Here is a 19,023-nt window from a genome sequence, read left to right on the forward strand (position 1 = left end):
GTGAAATGTCACTGACCATGGCGTCGAGCTCCGGTGGAGGGCCCCTGATCGGCCGTTCGGCCGAGCTGAAGGAGCTCGAAGACGCGGTGATCCACTCGAAGCCGGTTGGAGTGGCGGTTCTCCTCGAGGGCGACGCCGGTATCGGCAAATCCGCGCTTCTCACCGAGATCACGGATCGAGCGGTCGACGGCCACTACCGGGTTCTGACCTGCACGGGGCTGGAGCGAGCGTCGCCGGTCGGGTATGCCGCCCTGCACCAGATGCTGCAGCCTGTGCTCCGCCACCGGAACCGTCTTCCCAGCCGGCAGCGGGATGCTCTGGAGTCGGCCTTCGGCCTGGCCGAAGGCTCCTCTCCGGACAGGCTGCTCGTCAGCGTGGCAGCCTTGGGCCTGCTCGAGGAGGTGGCCTCCTCGACACCTCTGTTCATCGCGGTGGAGGACCTGCAGTGGGTCGACAAGTCCACGCAGCACGTGGTGGAGTTCATCGGTCTGCGCCTGGGCGGTTCGCACGTGTCTCTCGTCGCCACCGCCCGCCCCACGTGGAACGGGGAGATCGGCTTCCCGGGCCTTGACCGGATGCTCCTGGGCCCGCTCGGCGACGCCGCATCACGAGAACTGCTGGCCGAGGTGTCGCCCGAGCTGAGCGAAGCGCAGAGGGGCCGCGTGCTGCGAGAAGCCGGCGGCAACCCGTTGGCGCTCCGCGAACTGGCGATCGCGGTGGGCGGGCCGTCGAGGAGAACCGGGCTCCGCAGCGTCATCCCGACCACTCAGAGGCTGGAACAGGCGTTCCTCGGTCAGCTGGTCGACGTGCCCGAGCGAAGCCGCACGCTGTTGCTGCTCGCCGCTGTCGCCGACGACTCCCGCATGCCCGACGTGCTGGATGCGGCCCGGATCATGGGACTCGACCTCGCCGACCTGGCACCCCTGGAGACGTCCGGCATGCTCCGCGTGGTCGATGAGCGGCCGCACTTCCGCCACCCCCTGCTTCGCGCCGCCATCCTGGGCGCCTCGCCGACCGAGGCTCTGCAGAGGGCGCATTCCGTGCTCGCCCAGACGGTTCGCGACCCGGCGCGCGCGGCGTGGCACAAGGCGGCGTCGACCTTCGAACGCAACGACTCCGTTGCGCAGGACCTGGAGGACGCGGGAGCGCAGGCCCAACTGCGGGGGGCTCTCGTCGAAGCCGCCGCGGCCTACCAGCGCGCCGCCGAGCTCTCGGAATCGCAGGACGGCCGAGCAGCCCGCCTCGCCCGGGCCGCCGACGTCTCCCGGGCCGCGGGTCTCGGCGCCGACGCCCTCGAATCGGTCGAGGAGGCGGAGCGCATCGCCACCCGCCCGGAGACGATCGCGCTCCTGGCCACCACCCGCAACGGTCTGGCGCTGACGACCGGCTTGACCGGGCACTCGCCGGCCGACATCGAACGCACGATCGCGAGGCTGTCGGGGCCCGAGAACGCCGACCGTCGGATGGACGTGCTGTGGGCCGCGGCCATGACCGTTCGAGGCCGTAACCTCCCGCCGACGGAATGGCGCAAGGTCGAGCGGCAGGTGCGGGCCATCCACACCCAGAACCCGCTCAAGCCGATCGTTCTGGCGCTGATGTCGCCGCTCGGCCAGGTCGATGAGGATGTGAGATCTGCGCTCCCGCAGCTCGTTCCAGAGCTGGACCAGTCGCCGATCGGCATGTTGAGCCTGGCGATCGCTGCAGAGTCGCTGCACGACATCGAGACGGCTCTGACCTGCTGGGGGCTCGCTCGAGAACGCTTCCACGAACGCGGGGCCCCGGCCGACGAGGCACAGGCGCTGCGGGGCAAGGCGACCCTGCTGATGCTCCGCGGACGCATCAGGGAGGGGCTGGCCGAGGCCGAATTCGCCGCCCGGATGGCGCACGACACCGCGCAGCCCCTGGTGGAGGGGATGTGCATCGCCACCATCGCCCGGGGGTACGCGACCCTCGGCGATTCGGAGATGACCGCTGCCACTCTGCAGCGTCAGCAGGCGCTCGCCTCGGTGCATCCGCTGGCCATGGCCACCGCGGATGCGCGCTGGGCCGCCGGAATCGTGGCGCTCGCCGAGAACCGGTACCGCGACGCGCTCATCGATCTCACGCATGTCACGGTCCACCCGACGAGAGGTCTGTGGGCCATCGCCGATCGCACGGAGGCCGCGGTGCGGGCGGGCCGGGCCGACACCGTCCGCGACAGCGTCGAGGCGGCCGACGGTGCAGCGCGCGCCTACCGTTCCCCGTTCCTCGGCTCGCTGGTCGCCCGCAGCAAGGCCCTGCTGTCGGATTCGGAGGGCAACGTGAAGAAAGCGGAAGAGCACTTCGCGGCCGCGATCGGCATGGGAGAATTCAGCGAGTCGCCGTTCTCGCTGGCGCGCACCGAGCTCCTGTTCGGTGAGTGGCTGCGGAGGGAGCGGCGCCCCGTCGAAGCCCGCCCGCACCTCAAGCGGGCGATGGACGCCTTCGACGCGAGCTCCGCGGTGGGGCTCGCCGAGAGGGCGGCCGCCGAACTGCGAGCGGCGGGGGAAGCCCCGCGCCGAGGGCCGGCGGCAGCCGAGTTCTCACCCCTGACCCCCCAAGAGCTCCAGGTCGCCCTCCTGGCGGCCAAGGGCATGAGCAACAAGGAGATCGCAGACAGGGTGTACCTCTCGCATCGCACGGTGAGCACGCACCTCTACAAGACGTTCCCGAAGCTCGCCATCTCGAGTCGGTCGCAGCTGCGGGATGCCCTCGAACAGGGTGGCTACTTCCGGTGACGGGGCCCCAGCAGAATCCGCCCGAGGGCTCTCCGTACTCGCTGATGAGCGACGAGCAGATCCGGGCCTGGTACGCGTACATGAAGGTGCAGCTGCGCCTTCGGTACGAGATGAACCGGCAGTTGCAGGCCGACAGCGACCTCTCCCTTCCCGACTACGACGTTCTCGTGGCACTCACGAGCGAGCCGAGCGGAACGATGCGCATCGCGGCTCTCGCGACGCGTCTGGGCTGGGAACGGAGCCGCACCTCGCACCACGTGCGGCGGATGCAGACACGGTCCCTCCTCGAGACCACCACGGGGGTCGACGATCGTCGTGCCACCGACGTGCGTCTGACTGCAGAAGGATGGCGGGCGTTGCACGCCGCAACGCCCTCTCACGTCGAGCTGGTGAAGTCGATCTTCCTGGACGCCCTCGACGGGTCCGACCTCGAACAGCTCGCGGGCATCATGGAGCGCGTCTACGAGCAACTCATCCAGCACGGAACCCTGCCGCGCCCGAACGATCACCCCTGAGCCGAACCCTCACCGGGGCGGTCGTCGACCGCACGCCCGAGCTGGTCTCGGGATGCCACGACCACGGCCGCGGCGCAGGTGATCGCTCCGAGGGCGACGACGCCGACAGGGTGCAGCTGCTCCGCCCAGAGCGGGAGCACGGCCGCGACCAGTGCCGCGGGGAGCAGCACGCGGGCACGAAGCGCCAGTGCCGGAACCAGTTGTGCGTTCACCGCCCAGAGCGTGACGAGGAAGGCCGCGATCGGTGTGGTGACCGCTGATCCCATGACCCATGAGGAGATCGCGGTGTGGTCGTTCGTCGCCGCCACGGCGACCTCCAAGCCGGCGCCCAGCACGGCGAGGGCCGCGAAGACCATGTAGTGGCCGTACGCCCAGATGTACGAGAACCGTCGGCGCAGCGCCAGGCCCTCCGCCGACGGCTGGAGGTAGTAGAGCCACCACAGGGCGAACAGCGTCACCACCGCGGAGAGCGCGACGACCGTCGACTCCGGGCTCAGCCCGTTCTGCGTGATCGAGCGCTGGAATCCGGTCATCGCCGCGAGCACGCTCTCGCCCAACAGGATGATGGTGAACAGACCGAAGCGTTCGGCGATGTGTCCGGGGTTCCAGCCCGGGTCGCCTGCGCGTGCGGCCCAGAGGGGCACCGAGAGCTCGAGCGCGATCAGCGCCACCGAGACCCAGAGGCCCGACGGATCGGGCACGAGGAGCCTCGCGAGCCAGCCGGCCTGCAGGGTGCCGTAGCCGACGATCGTGCGCACCGCACTGCGCCGGTGGGCGGGATCAGCGTGGGCCGCGCGCACCCACTGCGAGATCAGCCCGGCTCTCATCACGAAGTAGCCGAGGGTGAGGGTCGAATAGTCGCCCTCCTCGAATGCAGCCGGAACGCCGGAACCCAGAATGAGCACCCCGACCATCTGCACCATCGTGGTCACCCGGTAGAGGGCATCGTCGTTGTCGTAGCCCGACGAGAACCAGGTGAAGTTCATCCACGCCCACCAGATGGCGAAGAACGTGAGACCGAACGGGATGAGGGCCGACTCGACCTCGCCCCCTTCGATGCCGTGCACGAGTTGGGCGACGGCCTGAGCGATCGCCACGACGAACGTCAGATCGAAGAGCAGCTCGAGGGGTGACGAGGCTCGGTCGACCTCATCGATGCGTCTCGCCACGAGCGGCACGCGGAACTTCACCGTCATGGGCCCGGGGTGGTGCCGTGCATCCGTCTGCCTTCCTTTGGAAGGTCATCCTGCACGCCCGCGGCGGCCTGAGAATCCGTCGTCTGACGTACGGCTCGGGTCAGATCCCTTCGGCGGGGCCGTGACCCGGCAGGATGATCCGCGGATCGGCGAGCAGGGTGTCGGCTTCTCTGCGGGCCCGGTCGGCGTCCCAGTGCCACATCGGCTCCAGCATCTGCCGGCCCGATGTCGTCGACGTGGGATGTCCGGTGATGAGGGCGTCGCCGGTCACGAGGATCCGCTGTTCCGGGAGCTCGAACACGAGATGGCCGGGCGTGTGCCCGGGGGTGAGGCGGGGAACGACGGTGTGCCCGCTCAGCCGAACCGCGGCATCCGGATCGAGGACCCGGATGCCGCCTCGAATGCCGGGATCCTTCAGGCCGCCTGCGCGCACGGCGTGGAGGGTCCACGCGAGATAACGAGGTCGCCACAGGTGCGGGATGATCTGGCGGATGCCGATCTGATGGAGCTCGGCGCGGGTGATGTTCGGGATCTCCTCGCGCGCGGCCCAGACGGTCACGTCTCCGGCCTCGGTGAGGCGGCGAACCGAGCCGATGTGGTCGGAGTGCCCGTGCGTCACCAGGATGTTCCGCAGCGGAGCGCCGTTCGCAGCCTCCGCGAGCGAATCGTCGAGCAGCGCCGCGTCGGCGGGGTAGCCGGTGTCGATCAGCGTCGCGGTGCCCTCCCCGACCAGCACGACCCAGTTCGATGCCGGGCCCTCCGTGAAGAACACCCCGGATGCGACCTCTCGTGTGGTGCGCGCATTCATCTTCGGCCCCCTACGACGTCGAGCTTTTGAGAACCCGCGCGATCAGATCCTTCGCGTCGGAGCTCGCACCGGTGGGGAGGTCGATCGCCATCACCGTGTTGATGAGCATGCCGCGCGCGAGGAACGTCTCGGCCTCGTCTGCGGAGAGGTTTGCGGTGTGCAGCAGGAAGTCGAGCAGTTCCTCGAAACCCGCGCGAGCGGCAGGCCCGACCGCCGGGTCGGCGCTGGCCGCGAAGGCCTGCAGAAGGATGAGATGCACCTGCTCCTTCTGGGCCAGCGTGACGTAGGCCGCTCCCAGCGCCGAGAGCGGCTGGGCGGGGTTCTCCTCCAGGGCGGCTCGGAAGCCGCTCATGATGCGGTCGAGTGACTGACGGATGACCTCGATGAAGAGGGCCTCCTTGCCGCCGAACATGCGAACCACGTAGGGCTGGCTGATTCCGGCGACGCGGGCGATCTGATCCGTGCTGGCCCCGAAGTACCCCCGAGCGGCGAACACGCCCGTCGCGGCCTCGATGGTGAGCGCGCGCCTCTCGGGGCCCGGAACTCGAGTCACAGGATCAGTCACTCGGCCACTGTACCCGCGGCCTGGCGCGCGGTTCGGCGCGAGGTTCGGCGCGAGGCGAAGAACAGGAGCCCCGCAGCCGCGACGTTCCACGCCACGAGCACCAGAACCGGCCCGAGGGTGGTGGTGCCACCGAAATACCCGGCGCTCACGATGAGCCGGAAGGCCGCACCCTGGGGGAGCAGAGCGCCCACGGTCGCCACCACCGGCGGCATCAGGAACGGGCTCACCGTCGCTCCTCCGGTCGCATTGCCCGCGACCGTGAACAGCAGGGTCGAGATCACGTTGCCGATGGGCCCGATCGCCGCGGCGATCGCCATCGTCGAGATCGACACGGCCGCCGACAGCAGCGCGAGTCCGGGGATGACCACCCCAAGGCCGGCCGGTACGGCGCCCAGCATGGGGCCGGCGATGACAGCGGTGATCACGGCGCTGACGACGGCGCCTCCCACGACGGCGATGATGCGTGCGCGGAGGGTGAGGAAGGCCATGGCGGTCAGGATCTGGGCCAGGATGAACGCGGCGAGCGTCACCCCGAACACCAGGTAGAAGCTCGACAGGCCCTGGCGGTCGTACTGCGCGAGGGGCACGACGTCCGTGGTCGACTGAACGGGCAGACCGGCCGCGTCGGCGAGCCCGTCGATCAGACCGGTGGCGGCCATCGTCACGCTGCGGCCGTTCGCACCGGCGGTGTACACGTCGAGGCCGGTCGCGGTCGGGATGAAGGCGGCGACGGCGGCCTCGGAGCGCAGAAGATCCTGCGCTTCGGCTGCGGTGTCGACCACCGTCACGTCGGCTTTGTCGCCCCAGGCGGACTCGGCCGACGCGGCCAGTTCCTGACTGGTCGTGACGACGGGGACGTCGAGGGGGCCGGGGTCGCGCTGGAGCCCCAGGTAGATTCCGACGAACGCCGATGCGACGAGTGCGGAAAGGACGATCTGGATCGCCAGAATGGGCAGCGCCTTCGGCCGAGCGGCCGGGCGGGCATGGGTGGGCTGGTGGGTCACGATGTCTCCTTGGTAGTCGGTGCACTCTCGCTTAAGGAATGCATCAATGCATAACTTAGACCGAGACGAGACTATTCCCGCGCCTCGCCTGTCGAGTCATACGTCAACTCACGGATGTGCCCGGGCGCCCTTTCCGCGATGCTGATCGACACGGGCCGATTCCGGCCAGGGAACCACAGGAGACATTCGATGAGGCAATCTGCCGGCAGCACCGACGGAACTCTGCTGCTCGACGCGCACCACCTCACGAAGGCCTATCCCGCTGCCGACGGTTCATCGGTCGAGGTTCTGCGCGACGTCTCGCTGACTGTGCAGGCGGGCGAATTCGTCGCCATCGTGGGGCCGAGCGGCTCAGGCAAGTCGACGTTGCTGTACTGCCTCGCGGGTTTGGAGCCGTATACGTCCGGCAAGGTGCTCCTGCGTGGCCGGCAGCTGGATCAGCTCACGCCGAAGGCGCTCGCCGCCATCCGGCGCGACGAGGTGGGGTTCGTGTTCCAGTCGTTCAACCTCATCCCGTCACTCACCGCGCACCAGAACGTGGCGCTGCCGGCACGGCTCGCGCACAAAGCGGTCTCCGCATCCGCCGTCGACGAGGTGCTCGCCTCGGTGGGGCTGCAGGGCCGTGAAGGATTCCGCCCCGGACAGCTCTCCGGCGGCCAGCAGCAGCGCGTCGCCATCGCCCGGGTTCTGGCCGCGAGCCCGTCGCTCGTGTTCGCCGACGAGCCGACCGGGGCTCTGGACACGCAGGCGGGCGCGGCGGTGCTGGAGCTGCTCCGCCGCGTGGCCGGGGGCGAGCGCTCCGTGGTGATGGTCACCCACGACCTCGAGGCGGCCGCACGGGCCGACCGCGTGCTCGTGCTGCGCGACGGCATGGTGCACCGCGAGCTGCTCCGCCCCTCCGCGAGCGAGGTGCTCGAGGCGCTGACCGCGGCGGCCGACGAGGCGTCACGATGATCCGCCTGGTCTTCCGCGACCTCGTGGCCAATGTGCCCATCTGGCTCGGGGTGCTCGTCGTCACCGCCGCCGCGGGTGCGGCCGTCTCGGTCGCGGCCGGCCTCGTCACCTCGGGCCTCGGACTCGAACTCGTCTATGTCGCGGGGCTCGCGACCCTCGCGTTGATCTCCACCGTCTTGACGGCCATCTCGATCATCGCGGTCCTGGGCACCGTCGCGCGCCTGACGGTCGACCTCCAGCGCCGGAGCTATGCGCTCTGGCAGCTCGTCGGCGTCTCGGCGGCGCGGGTCACCTGGATCGTCCGGGCGCAGCTGACGATCGTCGCCTTGCTCGGGTCTGTGCTCGGCACCACCATCGCGGCCGCGTTCATCCCCGCCGTGCTCCGCTTCGGGCTGTCGGACTCCTCGGGCCTGCAGCAGATCGAGCCCCGCACTCAGCCGGCCGCCCAGCTCATCGTCATCCTGTTCGTCACCGCGGTGGTCGTGCTAGGCGGCTTGAAGGCGTCGAGACGAGCCGGGCAGGTGCGCGCCATCGAGGTGCTCCGGGATGCCGGCGGGGGAGCGGCCCGGATGGGAGTCGCGCGGTGGATCCTGCTCGCTCTCACGCTCGCCCTGGCAGTTCTCTCGACCTGGAGCGTCGGCAACAGTTCGGGAGGCGGTGCCGGGCAGCTCCTGCTCATTGGACCTCTGTTCACGGCCGTCGCGGTCGCCGCGATCCCGCTCGTCGCACCTCCTTTATTGCGGGGGTGGACCAAGGTCATCCCGGATCGGGTCTCGACCTCGTGGTTCCTGGCGCGCAACGCGGCCTCCTTCAGCGTGGGCCGCAGCACCGCCACCATCAGCGCTCTCGTCGTGACGATCGCTCTGCCCGGCAGCTTCTACGCCGCCTTCTCCACGAACGGCAACTTCGTGAGGGCGGCCACCGGCGAGGCGATGGGAACCCTCGGGCCCGGCAGCTTCCTGCTGCTGCTCGGCGGACCGCTGCTGGTGTCGCTGGCGGGAGCGACGGCGACCGTTCTGATGGCCACCCGAACCCGCGAGCAGGAGACGGCTCTGGTGCAGGCCGCGGGTGGCGGTCGTGGCCTGGTGCTTCTTCGTGCGACCTGGGAGGCGTTGATCCTCGTCGTGACGTCGGCTCTCATCGCCGTCGGCGTGCAGCTCGTCACGGGCGTGGGCATGGCGCTCAGCCTCAGCCGGATCACCGCGACGACGCCGTCGTTCGGGCTCGCGCCGGCGGCTCTCGCGGCGGCCGTCAGCATCCTGGCCATCACGGCGGCCAGCGCCCTGCCGGTGGCCTCCGCACTCCGCCGCCCGGTCAGGGCCGTTCTCGCGGCCGAGTAAGGCGCAGCGCGGTGCGTCACGCGCATCCCATCGACTGCAATCAGAAAGGACATCACCATGTCAGTCATCGCCGTAATCGGTACCGGTCGAGTCGGGCTCGGATTCGCCCAGGCGGCGGTGGCCGCCAGTCATCGTGTCGTGCTGGCCAACTCGCGAGGCCCCGAGACTCTGGCGGATGCCGTCGCGTCGCTGGGCGCTTCGGCGACGGCGGACACCGTCGAGGGTGCGGTGTCGCAGGCCGACCTGGTGCTGCTCGCCGTGCCTCTGCACAGCTACGCCGACCTCCCGCCGACGGCACTGAACGGCCGCATCGTGATGGATGCGGGCAACTATTACACCGACTGGTCGGGCCACATTCAGGAGCTGGATGACGAGACCACGACAACCTCGGAGCGGCTGCAGGCCCTGTTCCCCTCGGCCCGGGTTGTGAAGGCCTTCAACAGCATCTACGCCGAGGACATCGCGGCCAATGCGCGGCCGGGTGGTTCGCCGGTGCGTGCACTCCCGGTCGCGAGTGACGATGCGTCGGCGAAAGTGGCCGTCGCCCAGCTCATCGAGAGCATCGGCTACGACGTCGTGGATGCGGGCCCCCTCAGCGAGGGATGGCGCTTCCAGCGCGGCACGCCCGCCTACGTCGTGCCATTGACTCGGAGCGAACTGATCGAGGCCCTGCAGCAGGCTCGTCGCTATCGCGACATGGCGTCGGACGAGATGACCACGGCGCGTACGCACCGGATGCCGGAGGGTGACGCGTAGCCCCAGCCCGCCCGCAGAGGCCCCGGCGGCATCCTATTCTCGGGCAGGGCGCCAGGCGGCGGTCTCGTGCGAGAGCCAGACCTGGTGCGGGTCGAGCGACACGATGAGGCGCTGGCCCTCGGTGGTCGGCTCGTCGAGCTCGCCCGACCAGACCGCGGTGTCGCCGGCGATCACCACCAGGCCGTCGTCGGTCTGCACGGTCACGATCTGCGAGCCGGGGGTGTGGCCGGGTGCCGGAAGCAACCGCACTCCGGGCAGCAGCTCGTGCTCGCCGTCGATCTCGACGTACTCGACTTCGGGAGCGTCCACCCACTCGCGGATCGTGTAGTCGGCCTGAGTGCGTGCATCCTCGAGCTCGCGGCGCTGCACGTAGACCGGAGTTCCGGCGAAGAGGTGGTTGCCGCCGCAGTGGTCGAAGTGCAGGTGGGTGTTCACCACCGCGGTGATGCTGCCCAGGTCGAGGCTGTGCGACGAGAGCGGTTCGAGCTGGGGATCCATGTCGGCCACGGCGGGATGGAGCTCCGTCAGGCCGGTGTCGACGAGCACCTGACCGGCGGGGTGCGAGATGAGGTGCACGTACACGGGCATCCGCTCGTCTTCGGCGAGCAGCGTGGCGACGCGGATCGGCGTCACGGTGATGGGGTCTCCGGATGGCATGAGCGCTCCTTCGCGCAGTGAGGTGGGGCGCCAGCGCACCTAATGTGGACAGTGTACACTTCAAAGACCATGCATCAGTGAAACGCTCCGCACGCATCATGGGAGAGCACCGGATGAGACCACTGCGCTACGGCATCAACGTCACCCTCGACGGCTGCGTGCACCACGAGGCGGGCATCGCCCCCGACGAGGAGTCGATGCGCTTCTGGACCGCCCAGATCGACCGAGCAGACGCCCTGCTGTACGGCAGGGTGACCTACGAGATGATGCGGTCGGCCTGGCGTCGGCCGGCCTCGGGCGCCTGGCCGGATTGGATGGGGGAGTGGGACATCCCCTTCGCCGAGAGCATCGACAGCACGAGGAAGTACGTCGTGTCGAGCACCCTGGGCGAGGTCGACTGGAACGCGGAACTCGTGCGCGGCGACCTGGGTGACGCCGTTCGGCAGCTCAAGCACGAGCCGGGGGAGGGCCTGTCGGTCGGGGGCGTGACGCTGCCGCTGGCGCTGGCCGACCTGGGGCTGATCGACGAGTACGCGTTCGTCGTGCATCCGGTGATCGCAGGCCACGGGCCGACCTTGCTCGCCGGCCTGCGCGAGCGTGTGCAGCTCGAGCTCGTGGAGCGGCAGGAGTTCCGGTCGGGGGCGGTGGCCCTGCTCTACCGCCCCGTCGCCGCGTGAGTGCTGTCACGCTCGATGCGACGGTCGAAGAACGTCGATGGCCACCGTGCGCTGAAGAAGCTCAGACCGCGGGCGGGTTCGAGGCCATGTAGTCGCGCATGGGGACGAGGTTCTCCAGTGGCGCGAAGAAGCCGGCCGCGGGCAGGTCGAACGCGATGCCCTTCACCCCGACGGCCGAGAACGAGGCCGCCCATTCGATCGCCGACGGAAGCGGGATGGCGAGCAGCATCGACGCCTCCTCCTCTGAGAGCCCCGCGCCGAGCGCCGCGGTCTTCGCGCGCTCGCCGGTGGTGAAGGCGAAGAGCATCGGGCCCTGCGGGAGCTCTCCCGCATAGGGTGCCGGCTGGTCCAGCGTGCCCCGGGCGATGAAGATCCAGCGTTCGAGCGAATAGATGGCGCGCCACAGGTTGTCCATCGCCGCGAAGCTGTCGGGCTGTTCCCTCAGCAGGGCGGCCCGCCGGTCGATCTCCGCGATCTCGTCGGGCGAGGGGTCCAGACGTGGTGTCTCAGGGTTCTCCATACACCGAGCCTTTCACGCAGAGGGTTCCCTAGCGCCTCGCCGACACGATCGTCGCTGTCGTGTCCCCGGGCTGCTGACACGATTTGATCGCATCTCCTAGGGTGCCCGGATGCGCACGAGTCCTCAGACGCCGGTTACGAGTCGCACCCCGGCTCCGATCTTGGCCAACAAATATGCCGGAACCCGGCCGACTGGGTAGGGGTCGAGGTACTCGCGACTCACCGGACCGAGCTGCGACACTACGGCGACCGAATCCTTATCCAGCCCGGACGCCTCGACCGGAATCGCTACGTTGCCGGGGAATCCTTCCAGTGCCGTGTTGGAGGTCAGCGGAATCACGAGCACGGTGTTGATGTCGGTCGCCAGCAGCCAGTCCTCCTGCAGCACGACCGCGGGCCGGATCTTCGCCGGCTCCGAGCCCCGAGGTGATCCGAAGTCCACCCACACGACATCGCCGTACGCAATCACCATTCGGTGGACTCGAGCTGTCGACGAGCGTTCTCACCTACGAACACGCCATCTCCCGAGGGTTGTCCTGCCCGCTTTATTACCGCGTTCGCCAGAGCGGTGAGCTCTCGTTCGCCTTCCAGCTCATCGGCCAGCCGGCTGGCGGCGAGGCGATAGAACTCTGATCGGTTCATGCCATGGCGCGAAGCGATCCTCTCGAACCGGTCGAAGTCACCGTCGGGAACTGAGATCGCAGTCTTCATATGGGGAGTATAACAAGTCATACCGAAGTCGGTAGCCTTGGCGCATCGAGCCCAGTAGATCGAATAGAGCGTCCTGATGGCACATGAGGTCAGTGATGCGCGACGCGCCGGATCTCGTACCGCCGCTCGATGCCGGCGGTGCTCCGGCCCCACTCGCTCGCGGCGACCCGCGCCTGGTGGGTGGCGAACGCGTCTTCGCTCGCGAAACGTTCCTCGACCGTCCACACGAGGGGGTCATCCGTCGCAGCGACCTCGAACGCGAGGCAGCCGGGCTCGGCCCGGGTGAGCTCGATGTGCTCCGGCAGATGGGTGGCGACGATCGCGGCCTCGGCGGCGTTCCGGCACACGAGCTGTCCGCTGAGCCGGATGTCGTCGGAGGTCGTGTCGGGTTCGTCGTCCGACCGCCCCCGAGCGGGTCGGGATCGCTCGGGGTCGGGGCGCAGGAGCGCTTCGGTGACCAGGTAGGTGACGTCGAGGGAGATCAATCGAGGGGTCGTCATGGCGCGACATCCGGTGCCGTGCTCGGCTCAGCAGTCGGGGTGGGGGAGGGAGTAGGAGTAGCGGTGGGTGTGGGTGTGGGTGTGGGAGTCGGGGTGGGGGCGGCCGGCTCGGGCACGGCGTTGGTGGTGCGGAACGGCGGTGTCGCCGGCTGCGCGTCGCGAGGGTCTACGGCGCCGCGGTCGTCGATGGGTGCCTCCTTCAATGGGTAGACGTTCCACGCGTTTCCGAGAGGGCTGCTCGCGGAGGGCAGCACCGCAGTGCTGCCGTCGTTGCTGAAACTGAAGTCTTCCGAGACGAGCGCCGACCCGACGGTCACCAGCGGGTCGCCGTTCTGATCGAACAGCTGGAGGTCGGTGACGGGGTTGCCCTCGGCGTCGTAGCCGAAGATGTTCGTGACGCGCTCGCCGTCGAGCCACAGTCCGCTCGGATCGGTGTACGAGACCGCGGACGAGTACCCTTCGTTCGCCCTGGCCTCGTTCAGCGCCCACACGGCCACGAACGGGGTGGCCACGATCGCGATCACCGAGACCACCACCCGCAGAACCCGCAAGAACGACCCGGGCGCCCACCGCCCGCGCCCCCACTGCACGCTCACCACGAGAGCGGCCAGCAGCATCCCCCATTGGATGAGCCCCGACGGCACCAGCGCGCTCTGGCCCAGCAGCACCACCGTGAGCAGCTGGTAGACGACCCACCCGCGCAGCACCCACCACACAGGCCGCACGGCGAGGGCGAACTCGACCAGCCACGACCCGACGCGGCTCGAGTGGGTGATCCTCCGTGTCGCCGCCTCGAGCGAGTCGAGCCTCTGCTGCACACGCCGCCGCAACGGCAGGCTCGAACTGGCGCGGGGCGGCAGGCCGGCGGATGCGCGTAGCTCGGCCGCATAGGAGGCCGGGTCGTCGAGATGCAGGTCGCCCTGCTCATCGGAGGCCTGCTCGGAGAGGTCGGCCTCGAGCCCGCCGGTGAGGTCGTCGACCTCGTCCAGAGGAAGGTCGTCGAGGTGGCGCCGCACCGCGGCGGCGAACTCCGCGATCGTGCTGTCGAGGGTGGCCGTTGATTCGCTCACTTGTTCTCTCCGATCGTGCGAAGCGCGGTCTTGTTCGGTGGGGTCTCGGCCAGTAGTGCAGACATCGCACCGGCGAAGTCCGACCAGATGATGCGCTGGCGCGACAGCATGTCGCGACCCTCGCTGTTGATGGCGTAGTACTTGCGGTGCGGGCCTCCGTCAGACGGCACCACGTAGCTCGACAGCGCTCCGGCCGTATAGAGCCGGCGCAGCGTTCCGTAGACCGACGCGTCACCGACGTCGCCCAGCCCCGCATCGCGCAGGCGCCGCACGATGTCGTACCCGTACCCGTCATCGTGCTGCACGACGGCCAGCACGGCCACGTCGAGCACGCCCTTGAGCAGTTGCGTCGTATCCATTGAACCTCCACTGTGTCGAGAGACACGGTACCACGGAGTGCGCGGTAGTGCGCACTGGGAAGGTCGACACGTCGACACTCGGTCGCGAGTGGGCGCCGCGGCGGCATCAGGGCTCGAGGGCCGTGCGGGTGGGACTGGCAGACCTAGGTGCGAGTGGGCCAGGTATGGCGTGAGTGCGCGGCCGGCGCCAGAGGAGGCTGGAAGCACCCCAAGGAAAGGAACCCCTGATGACCTACCCCACAGACCGTCCAGCCGTCTGGTTCGTGACCGGCGCTTCGCGCGGCCTCGGCCTCGCGCTGGTGAAGCACCTCCTCGGTCGCGGCGATCAGGTCGCGGCGACCACGCGTTCTGCCGAGCGTCTCCTCGCCGGCCTCACCGATGTGGAGACCACGAGCCTGCTCGCACTGGAGGTGGAGCTGAACGACGAGACGCAGGTGAGCGCCGCGATCGCCGAGGCGACCGAGAGGTTCGGCCGCATCGATGTCGTGGTGAACAACGCCGGCTACGGCATCCTCGGCGCCGTCGAGAACACCAGCACCGAAGACATCCGCGCGATGTTCGAGGTGCAGGTGATCGGCGCCTGGAACGTCATCCGCTCTGTTCTGCCGCAGCTGCGCGCGGCCGGCAGCGGGCACATCATCACCGTGTCCTCGATCGTGGGCCTGCTCGCGTTCCCGGGCTGGGGCCTCTACAGCGCGGCGAAGTTCGCCGTCGAGGGTCTCTCCGAGTCGCTCGCCGCCGAGGTAGCAGGTCTCGGAGTCAACGTCACCGTCGTCGAGCCCGGCTACTTCGACACCGCGTTCCTGACGGCGGACTCCCTCGTGCTGACGGATGATCGCTCGAACGCGTATCCGGAGATCGCCGAGATGATCGCCGCGCACAAGGCGATGCCCGGCACCCAGCCTGGCGACCCGGCCAAGGCCGCCGCGGCGTTCGTCACCATCGCTCAGCGGGAGAGCGGTCCGCTGCATCAGCAGCTCGGTTCGGACTCCTCCGGCCTGGCCGAAAGCAAGGCCGACTCGCTGAAGGCCGACATCCTCGCCGGCCGTGAGCTCGCGCGCAGCACCGATTACGTGCGCTGATCGACATGGGGAGAATGGAGGCATGACCGATCCGCACCGGGAGCTGGGGGAGTTCCTGCGTCGTGCTCGCGCACGCCGCAACCCCGAGACGACGGGGCTGCTCCCTGACGGCCGGATCCGGCGGGTTGCCGGCTTGCGCCGAGAAGAGGTCGCCCTGCTTGCCGGCGTCTCCTCCGACTACTACACGCGCCTCGAACAGGGCCGCAGCGTCACTCCATCGGTGCAGGTCATCGATGCTCTGATCAGGGCTCTGGACCTCGACGCCGCGGGTGAGAACTATCTCCGCACCCTGGTCGGCACCGCGGGAGCCCCGACCGCCCGTTCTCGCCCTTCCGTGCAGCGCGTTCGGCCGGGGCTCCATCGACTCCTCGACTCCTTCAGCACTCAGCCGGCGCTGATCCTGGGCCGTCGCACCGACATCCTCGCCTCGAACGCGCTCGCCCGGGCGCTGTTCGAGGACTTCGAATCGATGCCCGCCAAGCACCGCAACTACGCCCGCTGGATGCTGCTGGACGACGCCGCGCGAACGTTGTTCAGAGACTGGGATGAGCAGGCCCGCAACGCGGTCGAGGCGCTGCGCCTGGACGCGGCGATGACGCCGGACGACAAGGGCACCCAGCAGCTCGTGGGTGAGTTGTCCGTGGCGAGCAGCGAGTTCCGCCAGTGGTGGTCGGCGCACCGGGTGCATCAGCGCACACACGGCACCAAACGCCTGAATCATCCCCTGGTGGGCGAGCTCGAGATCCACTTCGAAACCCTCACCCTCCCCGGAGAGTCGTCCCAGACGCTCTACGTCTACACGACGGAACCCGGCTCCGCGTCGGAGCAGTCGCTCTCCTTGCTGGCGAGCTGGGCGGGAACCGTCCCCGGTGGGCGCCAGGCGGGAGGTGAGAGCCGATGACGACTCTCCTGGTGGCGTCGGCTGTCGCCAGCCACGCGGCAGTCGTCAGCTGAGTTCGCGTCGCCCAGCGCGCTCGGCGAAGCGGTCGATGGCGCCGAGGATCTCATCGCTGCGCCAGAACGGCCCCGCCCGGTGCTCGGCCTTCGACCTCAGGATGCCGGCTTCCGTGAGTGCCTGCAGTGCCGGGTAGATGTTCGGCTGCTTCACTCCGAGCGCGGCAGCGGCTGTGGCGGAATCGATGACCGGCCGTTGAGCGATCACGTCGAGCAACACCCAGGCGTTGCTGGATCGTCGTGCTGTCAGCCGCCCCTGCCAGCTCTCCTTGATCGCGTCGATATCGGCGACGAGCTCTCGCGAATTGGCGACTGCTCGGAGCGACGCTTCCGCGAACGCCAGAACGATGGGAGAGATGTCGCCCTCACGATAGGCGGTGAGGGCGTGGTGATACCCCTCGACGTCGGCGAGCAATCCCGCCGACACCGGCACAGCGACATTGCGGGTCACCCCGCGGTGCCGCAACAGCGCCTGGGCGAACGCCCGTCCGGTTCGACCGTTTCCATCGGTGAACGGGTGAATGGTCTCGAATTGTGCGTGTGCGATCGCGGTCGAGATGAGAGCGGGGATGTCGCGCCTAGCCGAGAAGCCGATGACATCGTCGACGAGCGTCGGTAATCGTTCGAAGTGCGGCGCAACGAATTCGGCACCGATGGGGCTGTTCGACTTCATCCCGATCCACACCGCTTCGCGGCGCCACTCACCCGGGGTGTGACGCGTCTGATCGCCCATGAGCACGCGGTGCATCTCGGCCAGGGCGGCTGGTGACAGTGCATCCGACAGGTCGATAGCGGCCTGCATGGCGCGTGTGTTCGCGGCGATCAGCTCGGCATTGCGACTGCTTGTTGACCCGAGCTCGGCACTGAAGATGGCGCGAGCACTGGCTGTGAGGTTCTCGATCTGAGACGAGGATGCGGCCTCCGACCGCAGAAGCACCGGAGCGAACCCGGCAACCCGTGCACCCAGCTCGGCATCGAACCGGCTCAACTCCTGCACCGCGGCCTCGGCGGCTTCGCGTGCCTCGATGTCAGGTTCGGGAGTCAGGGCGGCGATGGTCGGCGGAATCGAGGACTTGTAGGGCTGACCACCACCCTCGAACTCGGCGTTCACGCTCCAGCCCGATGTGGGCAACCACACCTGGCGCTCCCACGCAAGGCTCGGCCACTGTTTCGGCGTTGGCTCGGAGCCGCGGTTACCCATAATGCCGATCGGTCTACTTTATGACTAAAGCGGTTACTCATAAAAGCAATTCTGCTGGTTCTGACATCGATCGGATGGGCCGTCGCAAGAAACCATTCGCCTAATTGAATATGAATCATATTAATGGGAGCCTTCCTTCAACTCTTCGATCGAAGGAGATCCAGCATGAAAAGACGGCGATCCACTGCCGCCTCGTTCCTCGTAGTAGTCAGCGTCGTGACGGGAGGGCTCCTCGCAGCAACACCTGCACAAGCCGCATCAGGGCCCGGCGGCTCGGTCATCACCTGCACCTTGAAGGTCAACTATCCGCACAACTCCACTCACGTCGGCGGCACGGTCAACGTGACGTCCGAGATCAAGTGCACCTCGAACGTCGACTCGATCTACCTGTCCACAGGACTTCGCGGCGCGCAGTCGAGCAACGGCTGGTCACAGAAGTTCAGAACCAACTACCACTCGTCCAACGCTGCCGCGACCTGCAAGAACGGCACGTACTGGGGAGTGGGTTCCGGAACGGTTACATTCCCCTCCGGCTACTCGCCCCGGGTTCAGAACGTTGACGGCGCGGGTGGTTCGCGTGCTGTGAACTGCAAGGTCGCCGGCGTATCGGGAGGCGAGGGCGAGGGCCCGGATGCAGATGCCGCAATCTTCGAGTTCTCGGCGACGCTCACTGAGTAACCTGTCATCCATCAAGCGAGGGGGTCTGGATGCGTCCGTTGTCGCAGTCATCTGCCGCTGATTGGGTCGCGGCCGGAACGAATCACTGGAACCTCACGATCCAGGGGTTCGTTCCGGCTGAGTATGACGCGTATACCCGTGTGCTGCACGAGGTCGAACAGGGCGACGAGTCCGCCACGTGGGCATCTGTCGCGGCTGCCAACGGCCACCGATTCGACCCGCTCGCTCAGTGGACGAGGATGAACGTCGACCGCGACGGCGAGGATCGGCGCGGTCGACCGCGGCTCGGCTCGCTCACTCCCTCCGTGGCGCGGTCGCTCTCGAAGGTGCTTGCTGCCTTCACCACCACTCCGGAAACGTGTTTCTTCGGCCTGTGGGAGGGCTTCGGCGGCAGCGAGCTTCCTCCGAACGCGCAGCTTTTCGAGTCGAACCGCCGCGTCATGGGCTTGTTCGAAGGCCAGATCCAGGATGCGACACACTCGTTCAGCTCGTGGCCCTGGTCACAGCTCGCGAACCTCTGGTGGCCGGCGGACCGTGCCTGGTTCGTCGTCTCGGAGATCGACTACGACAGCACGATCGTGGCCGGCAGCCGCGAGTGCATCGACACCCTGTTGCGCACCTCCGGCGTCGAGGCCGTCGAGATTGGCCCGGGGGACACACTTGCCATCTCTTAGCCAACGCAGGCTCCAGCGGCAACGCGCGACCCAGGGACGATTCGTCT

At 68.4% G+C, this 19,023-nt stretch carries 22 protein-coding genes; 10 read left to right on the forward strand and 12 right to left on the reverse strand.

Translation table 11 applies throughout. The features are described 5' to 3' along the window. The first annotated feature begins 5 nt into the window (after positions 1–5). Both ACEXOR_RS04095 and ACEXOR_RS04100 read left to right on the forward strand, forming a co-directional pair. Entirely contained in the window at positions 6–2,756 is a 2,751-nt protein-coding gene (locus ACEXOR_RS04095) for a helix-turn-helix transcriptional regulator (RefSeq protein WP_374848117.1), read from the forward strand. After that, positions 2,753–3,271 carry a MarR family winged helix-turn-helix transcriptional regulator gene (locus ACEXOR_RS04100; protein WP_374848118.1) on the forward strand — a complete coding sequence of 173 codons (519 nt, stop codon included), beginning with the start codon at positions 2,753–2,755 and terminating at the stop codon, positions 3,269–3,271. Before ACEXOR_RS04095 ends, ACEXOR_RS04100 begins: the two co-directional genes overlap by 4 nt. Here ACEXOR_RS04100 and ACEXOR_RS04105 read toward each other — a convergent pair. The 4 genes from ACEXOR_RS04105 to ACEXOR_RS04120 all read right to left on the reverse strand — a co-directional run bounded on the left by ACEXOR_RS04105 (position 3,262) and on the right by ACEXOR_RS04120 (position 6,844). Beyond that, positions 3,262–4,467: a low temperature requirement protein A gene (locus ACEXOR_RS04105; protein ID WP_374848119.1), complete on the reverse strand. Its 1,206-nt coding sequence runs from the start codon at positions 4,465–4,467 to the stop codon at positions 3,262–3,264. The two genes, ACEXOR_RS04100 and ACEXOR_RS04105, sit on opposite strands and share 10 nt — an antisense overlap. A gap of 100 nt (positions 4,468–4,567) precedes the next feature. Next, complete coding sequence (locus tag ACEXOR_RS04110) at positions 4,568–5,275, reverse strand: MBL fold metallo-hydrolase (RefSeq protein WP_374848120.1); 708 nt, start codon at positions 5,273–5,275, stop codon at positions 4,568–4,570. Positions 5,276–5,285: 10 nt separating this feature from the next. Beyond that, entirely contained in the window at positions 5,286–5,840 is a 555-nt protein-coding gene (locus tag ACEXOR_RS04115) for a TetR/AcrR family transcriptional regulator (RefSeq protein WP_374848121.1), read from the reverse strand. Beyond that, entirely contained in the window at positions 5,837–6,844 is a 1,008-nt protein-coding gene (locus ACEXOR_RS04120; protein WP_374848122.1) for a hypothetical protein, read from the reverse strand. The genes ACEXOR_RS04115 and ACEXOR_RS04120 overlap by 4 nt, the downstream gene beginning before the upstream one ends. 189 nt (positions 6,845–7,033) lie before the next feature. Here ACEXOR_RS04120 and ACEXOR_RS04125 point away from each other — a divergent pair, with 189 nt between their 5' ends. The 3 genes from ACEXOR_RS04125 to ACEXOR_RS04135 are packed head-to-tail and all read left to right on the forward strand — an operon-like array spanning position 7,034 to position 9,894. Beyond that, positions 7,034–7,798: an ABC transporter ATP-binding protein gene (locus ACEXOR_RS04125; protein WP_374848123.1), complete on the forward strand. Its 765-nt coding sequence runs from the start codon at positions 7,034–7,036 to the stop codon at positions 7,796–7,798. Then, on the forward strand, positions 7,795–9,138 hold the full coding sequence (locus ACEXOR_RS04130) for an FtsX-like permease family protein (protein ID WP_374848124.1): 1,344 nt from the start codon (positions 7,795–7,797) through the stop codon (positions 9,136–9,138). The genes ACEXOR_RS04125 and ACEXOR_RS04130 overlap by 4 nt, the downstream gene beginning before the upstream one ends. Positions 9,139–9,195: 57 nt before the next feature. Then, a complete protein-coding gene (locus tag ACEXOR_RS04135; protein WP_374848125.1) occupies positions 9,196–9,894 on the forward strand; it encodes an NADPH-dependent F420 reductase in 699 nt (232 codons plus the stop codon). A 33-nt stretch (positions 9,895–9,927) separates the two neighbouring features. On the opposite strand, the gene ACEXOR_RS04140 is transcribed toward ACEXOR_RS04135, so the two are convergent. Continuing rightward, the gene (locus ACEXOR_RS04140) at positions 9,928–10,551 is read right to left on the reverse strand and encodes an N-acyl homoserine lactonase family protein (RefSeq protein WP_374848126.1); all 624 of its coding nucleotides are present in this window, start codon (positions 10,549–10,551) and stop codon (positions 9,928–9,930) included. A gap of 113 nt (positions 10,552–10,664) precedes the next feature. On the opposite strand from ACEXOR_RS04140, the gene ACEXOR_RS04145 reads away from it, so the two are divergent. Continuing rightward, on the forward strand, positions 10,665–11,228 hold the full coding sequence (locus ACEXOR_RS04145; protein ID WP_374848127.1) for a dihydrofolate reductase family protein: 564 nt from the start codon (positions 10,665–10,667) through the stop codon (positions 11,226–11,228). A 61-nt stretch (positions 11,229–11,289) separates the two neighbouring features. Here ACEXOR_RS04145 and ACEXOR_RS04150 read toward each other — a convergent pair whose 3' ends face one another. The 6 genes from ACEXOR_RS04150 to ACEXOR_RS04175 form a co-directional block, all read right to left on the reverse strand. After that, complete coding sequence (locus ACEXOR_RS04150) at positions 11,290–11,748, reverse strand: hypothetical protein (protein ID WP_374848128.1); 459 nt, start codon at positions 11,746–11,748, stop codon at positions 11,290–11,292. Between the two features lie 123 nt (positions 11,749–11,871). After that, on the reverse strand, positions 11,872–12,219 hold the full coding sequence (locus ACEXOR_RS04155) for a type II toxin-antitoxin system PemK/MazF family toxin (protein WP_374848129.1): 348 nt from the start codon (positions 12,217–12,219) through the stop codon (positions 11,872–11,874). Then, the gene (locus tag ACEXOR_RS04160) at positions 12,213–12,458 is read right to left on the reverse strand and encodes a CopG family transcriptional regulator (RefSeq protein WP_374848130.1); all 246 of its coding nucleotides are present in this window, start codon (positions 12,456–12,458) and stop codon (positions 12,213–12,215) included. Before ACEXOR_RS04160 ends, ACEXOR_RS04155 begins: the two co-directional genes overlap by 7 nt. 89 nt (positions 12,459–12,547) lie before the next feature. Continuing rightward, a complete protein-coding gene (locus ACEXOR_RS04165) occupies positions 12,548–12,958 on the reverse strand; it encodes a putative quinol monooxygenase (protein ID WP_374848131.1) in 411 nt (136 codons plus the stop codon). Continuing rightward, positions 12,955–14,028 (reverse strand): hypothetical protein, encoded by a 1,074-nt coding sequence (locus ACEXOR_RS04170; RefSeq protein ID WP_374848132.1) that lies wholly within the window; start codon positions 14,026–14,028, stop codon positions 12,955–12,957. The genes ACEXOR_RS04165 and ACEXOR_RS04170 overlap by 4 nt, the downstream gene beginning before the upstream one ends. Further along, positions 14,025–14,387, reverse strand: a complete 363-nt coding sequence (locus tag ACEXOR_RS04175) for a PadR family transcriptional regulator (protein WP_374848133.1) — start codon at positions 14,385–14,387, stop codon at positions 14,025–14,027. Before ACEXOR_RS04175 ends, ACEXOR_RS04170 begins: the two co-directional genes overlap by 4 nt. A 227-nt stretch (positions 14,388–14,614) precedes the next feature. Between ACEXOR_RS04175 and ACEXOR_RS04180 the strand changes: the two genes are divergently transcribed. Together ACEXOR_RS04180 and ACEXOR_RS04185 are read left to right on the forward strand one after the other, a co-directional pair. Continuing rightward, entirely contained in the window at positions 14,615–15,469 is an 855-nt protein-coding gene (locus tag ACEXOR_RS04180) for an SDR family oxidoreductase (protein WP_374848134.1), read from the forward strand. A 22-nt stretch (positions 15,470–15,491) separates the two neighbouring features. Further along, the gene (locus tag ACEXOR_RS04185) at positions 15,492–16,370 is read left to right on the forward strand and encodes a helix-turn-helix domain-containing protein (RefSeq protein WP_374848135.1); all 879 of its coding nucleotides are present in this window, start codon (positions 15,492–15,494) and stop codon (positions 16,368–16,370) included. A gap of 45 nt (positions 16,371–16,415) precedes the next feature. Here ACEXOR_RS04185 and ACEXOR_RS04190 read toward each other — a convergent pair whose 3' ends face one another. Beyond that, positions 16,416–17,534: a Fic family protein gene (locus tag ACEXOR_RS04190; protein WP_374848136.1), complete on the reverse strand. Its 1,119-nt coding sequence runs from the start codon at positions 17,532–17,534 to the stop codon at positions 16,416–16,418. A gap of 255 nt (positions 17,535–17,789) precedes the next feature. Between ACEXOR_RS04190 and ACEXOR_RS04195 the strand changes: the two genes are divergently transcribed. Continuing rightward, positions 17,790–18,302: a hypothetical protein gene (locus tag ACEXOR_RS04195; protein WP_374848137.1), complete on the forward strand. Its 513-nt coding sequence runs from the start codon at positions 17,790–17,792 to the stop codon at positions 18,300–18,302. 29 nt (positions 18,303–18,331) lie between these two features. Then, positions 18,332–18,976: a hypothetical protein gene (locus ACEXOR_RS04200; protein ID WP_374848138.1), complete on the forward strand. Its 645-nt coding sequence runs from the start codon at positions 18,332–18,334 to the stop codon at positions 18,974–18,976. Positions 18,977–19,023 lie beyond the last annotated feature (47 nt).

The organism is Herbiconiux liangxiaofengii, from assembly GCF_041927335.1.
Classification (GTDB): domain Bacteria; phylum Actinomycetota; class Actinomycetes; order Actinomycetales; family Microbacteriaceae; genus Herbiconiux; species Herbiconiux liangxiaofengii.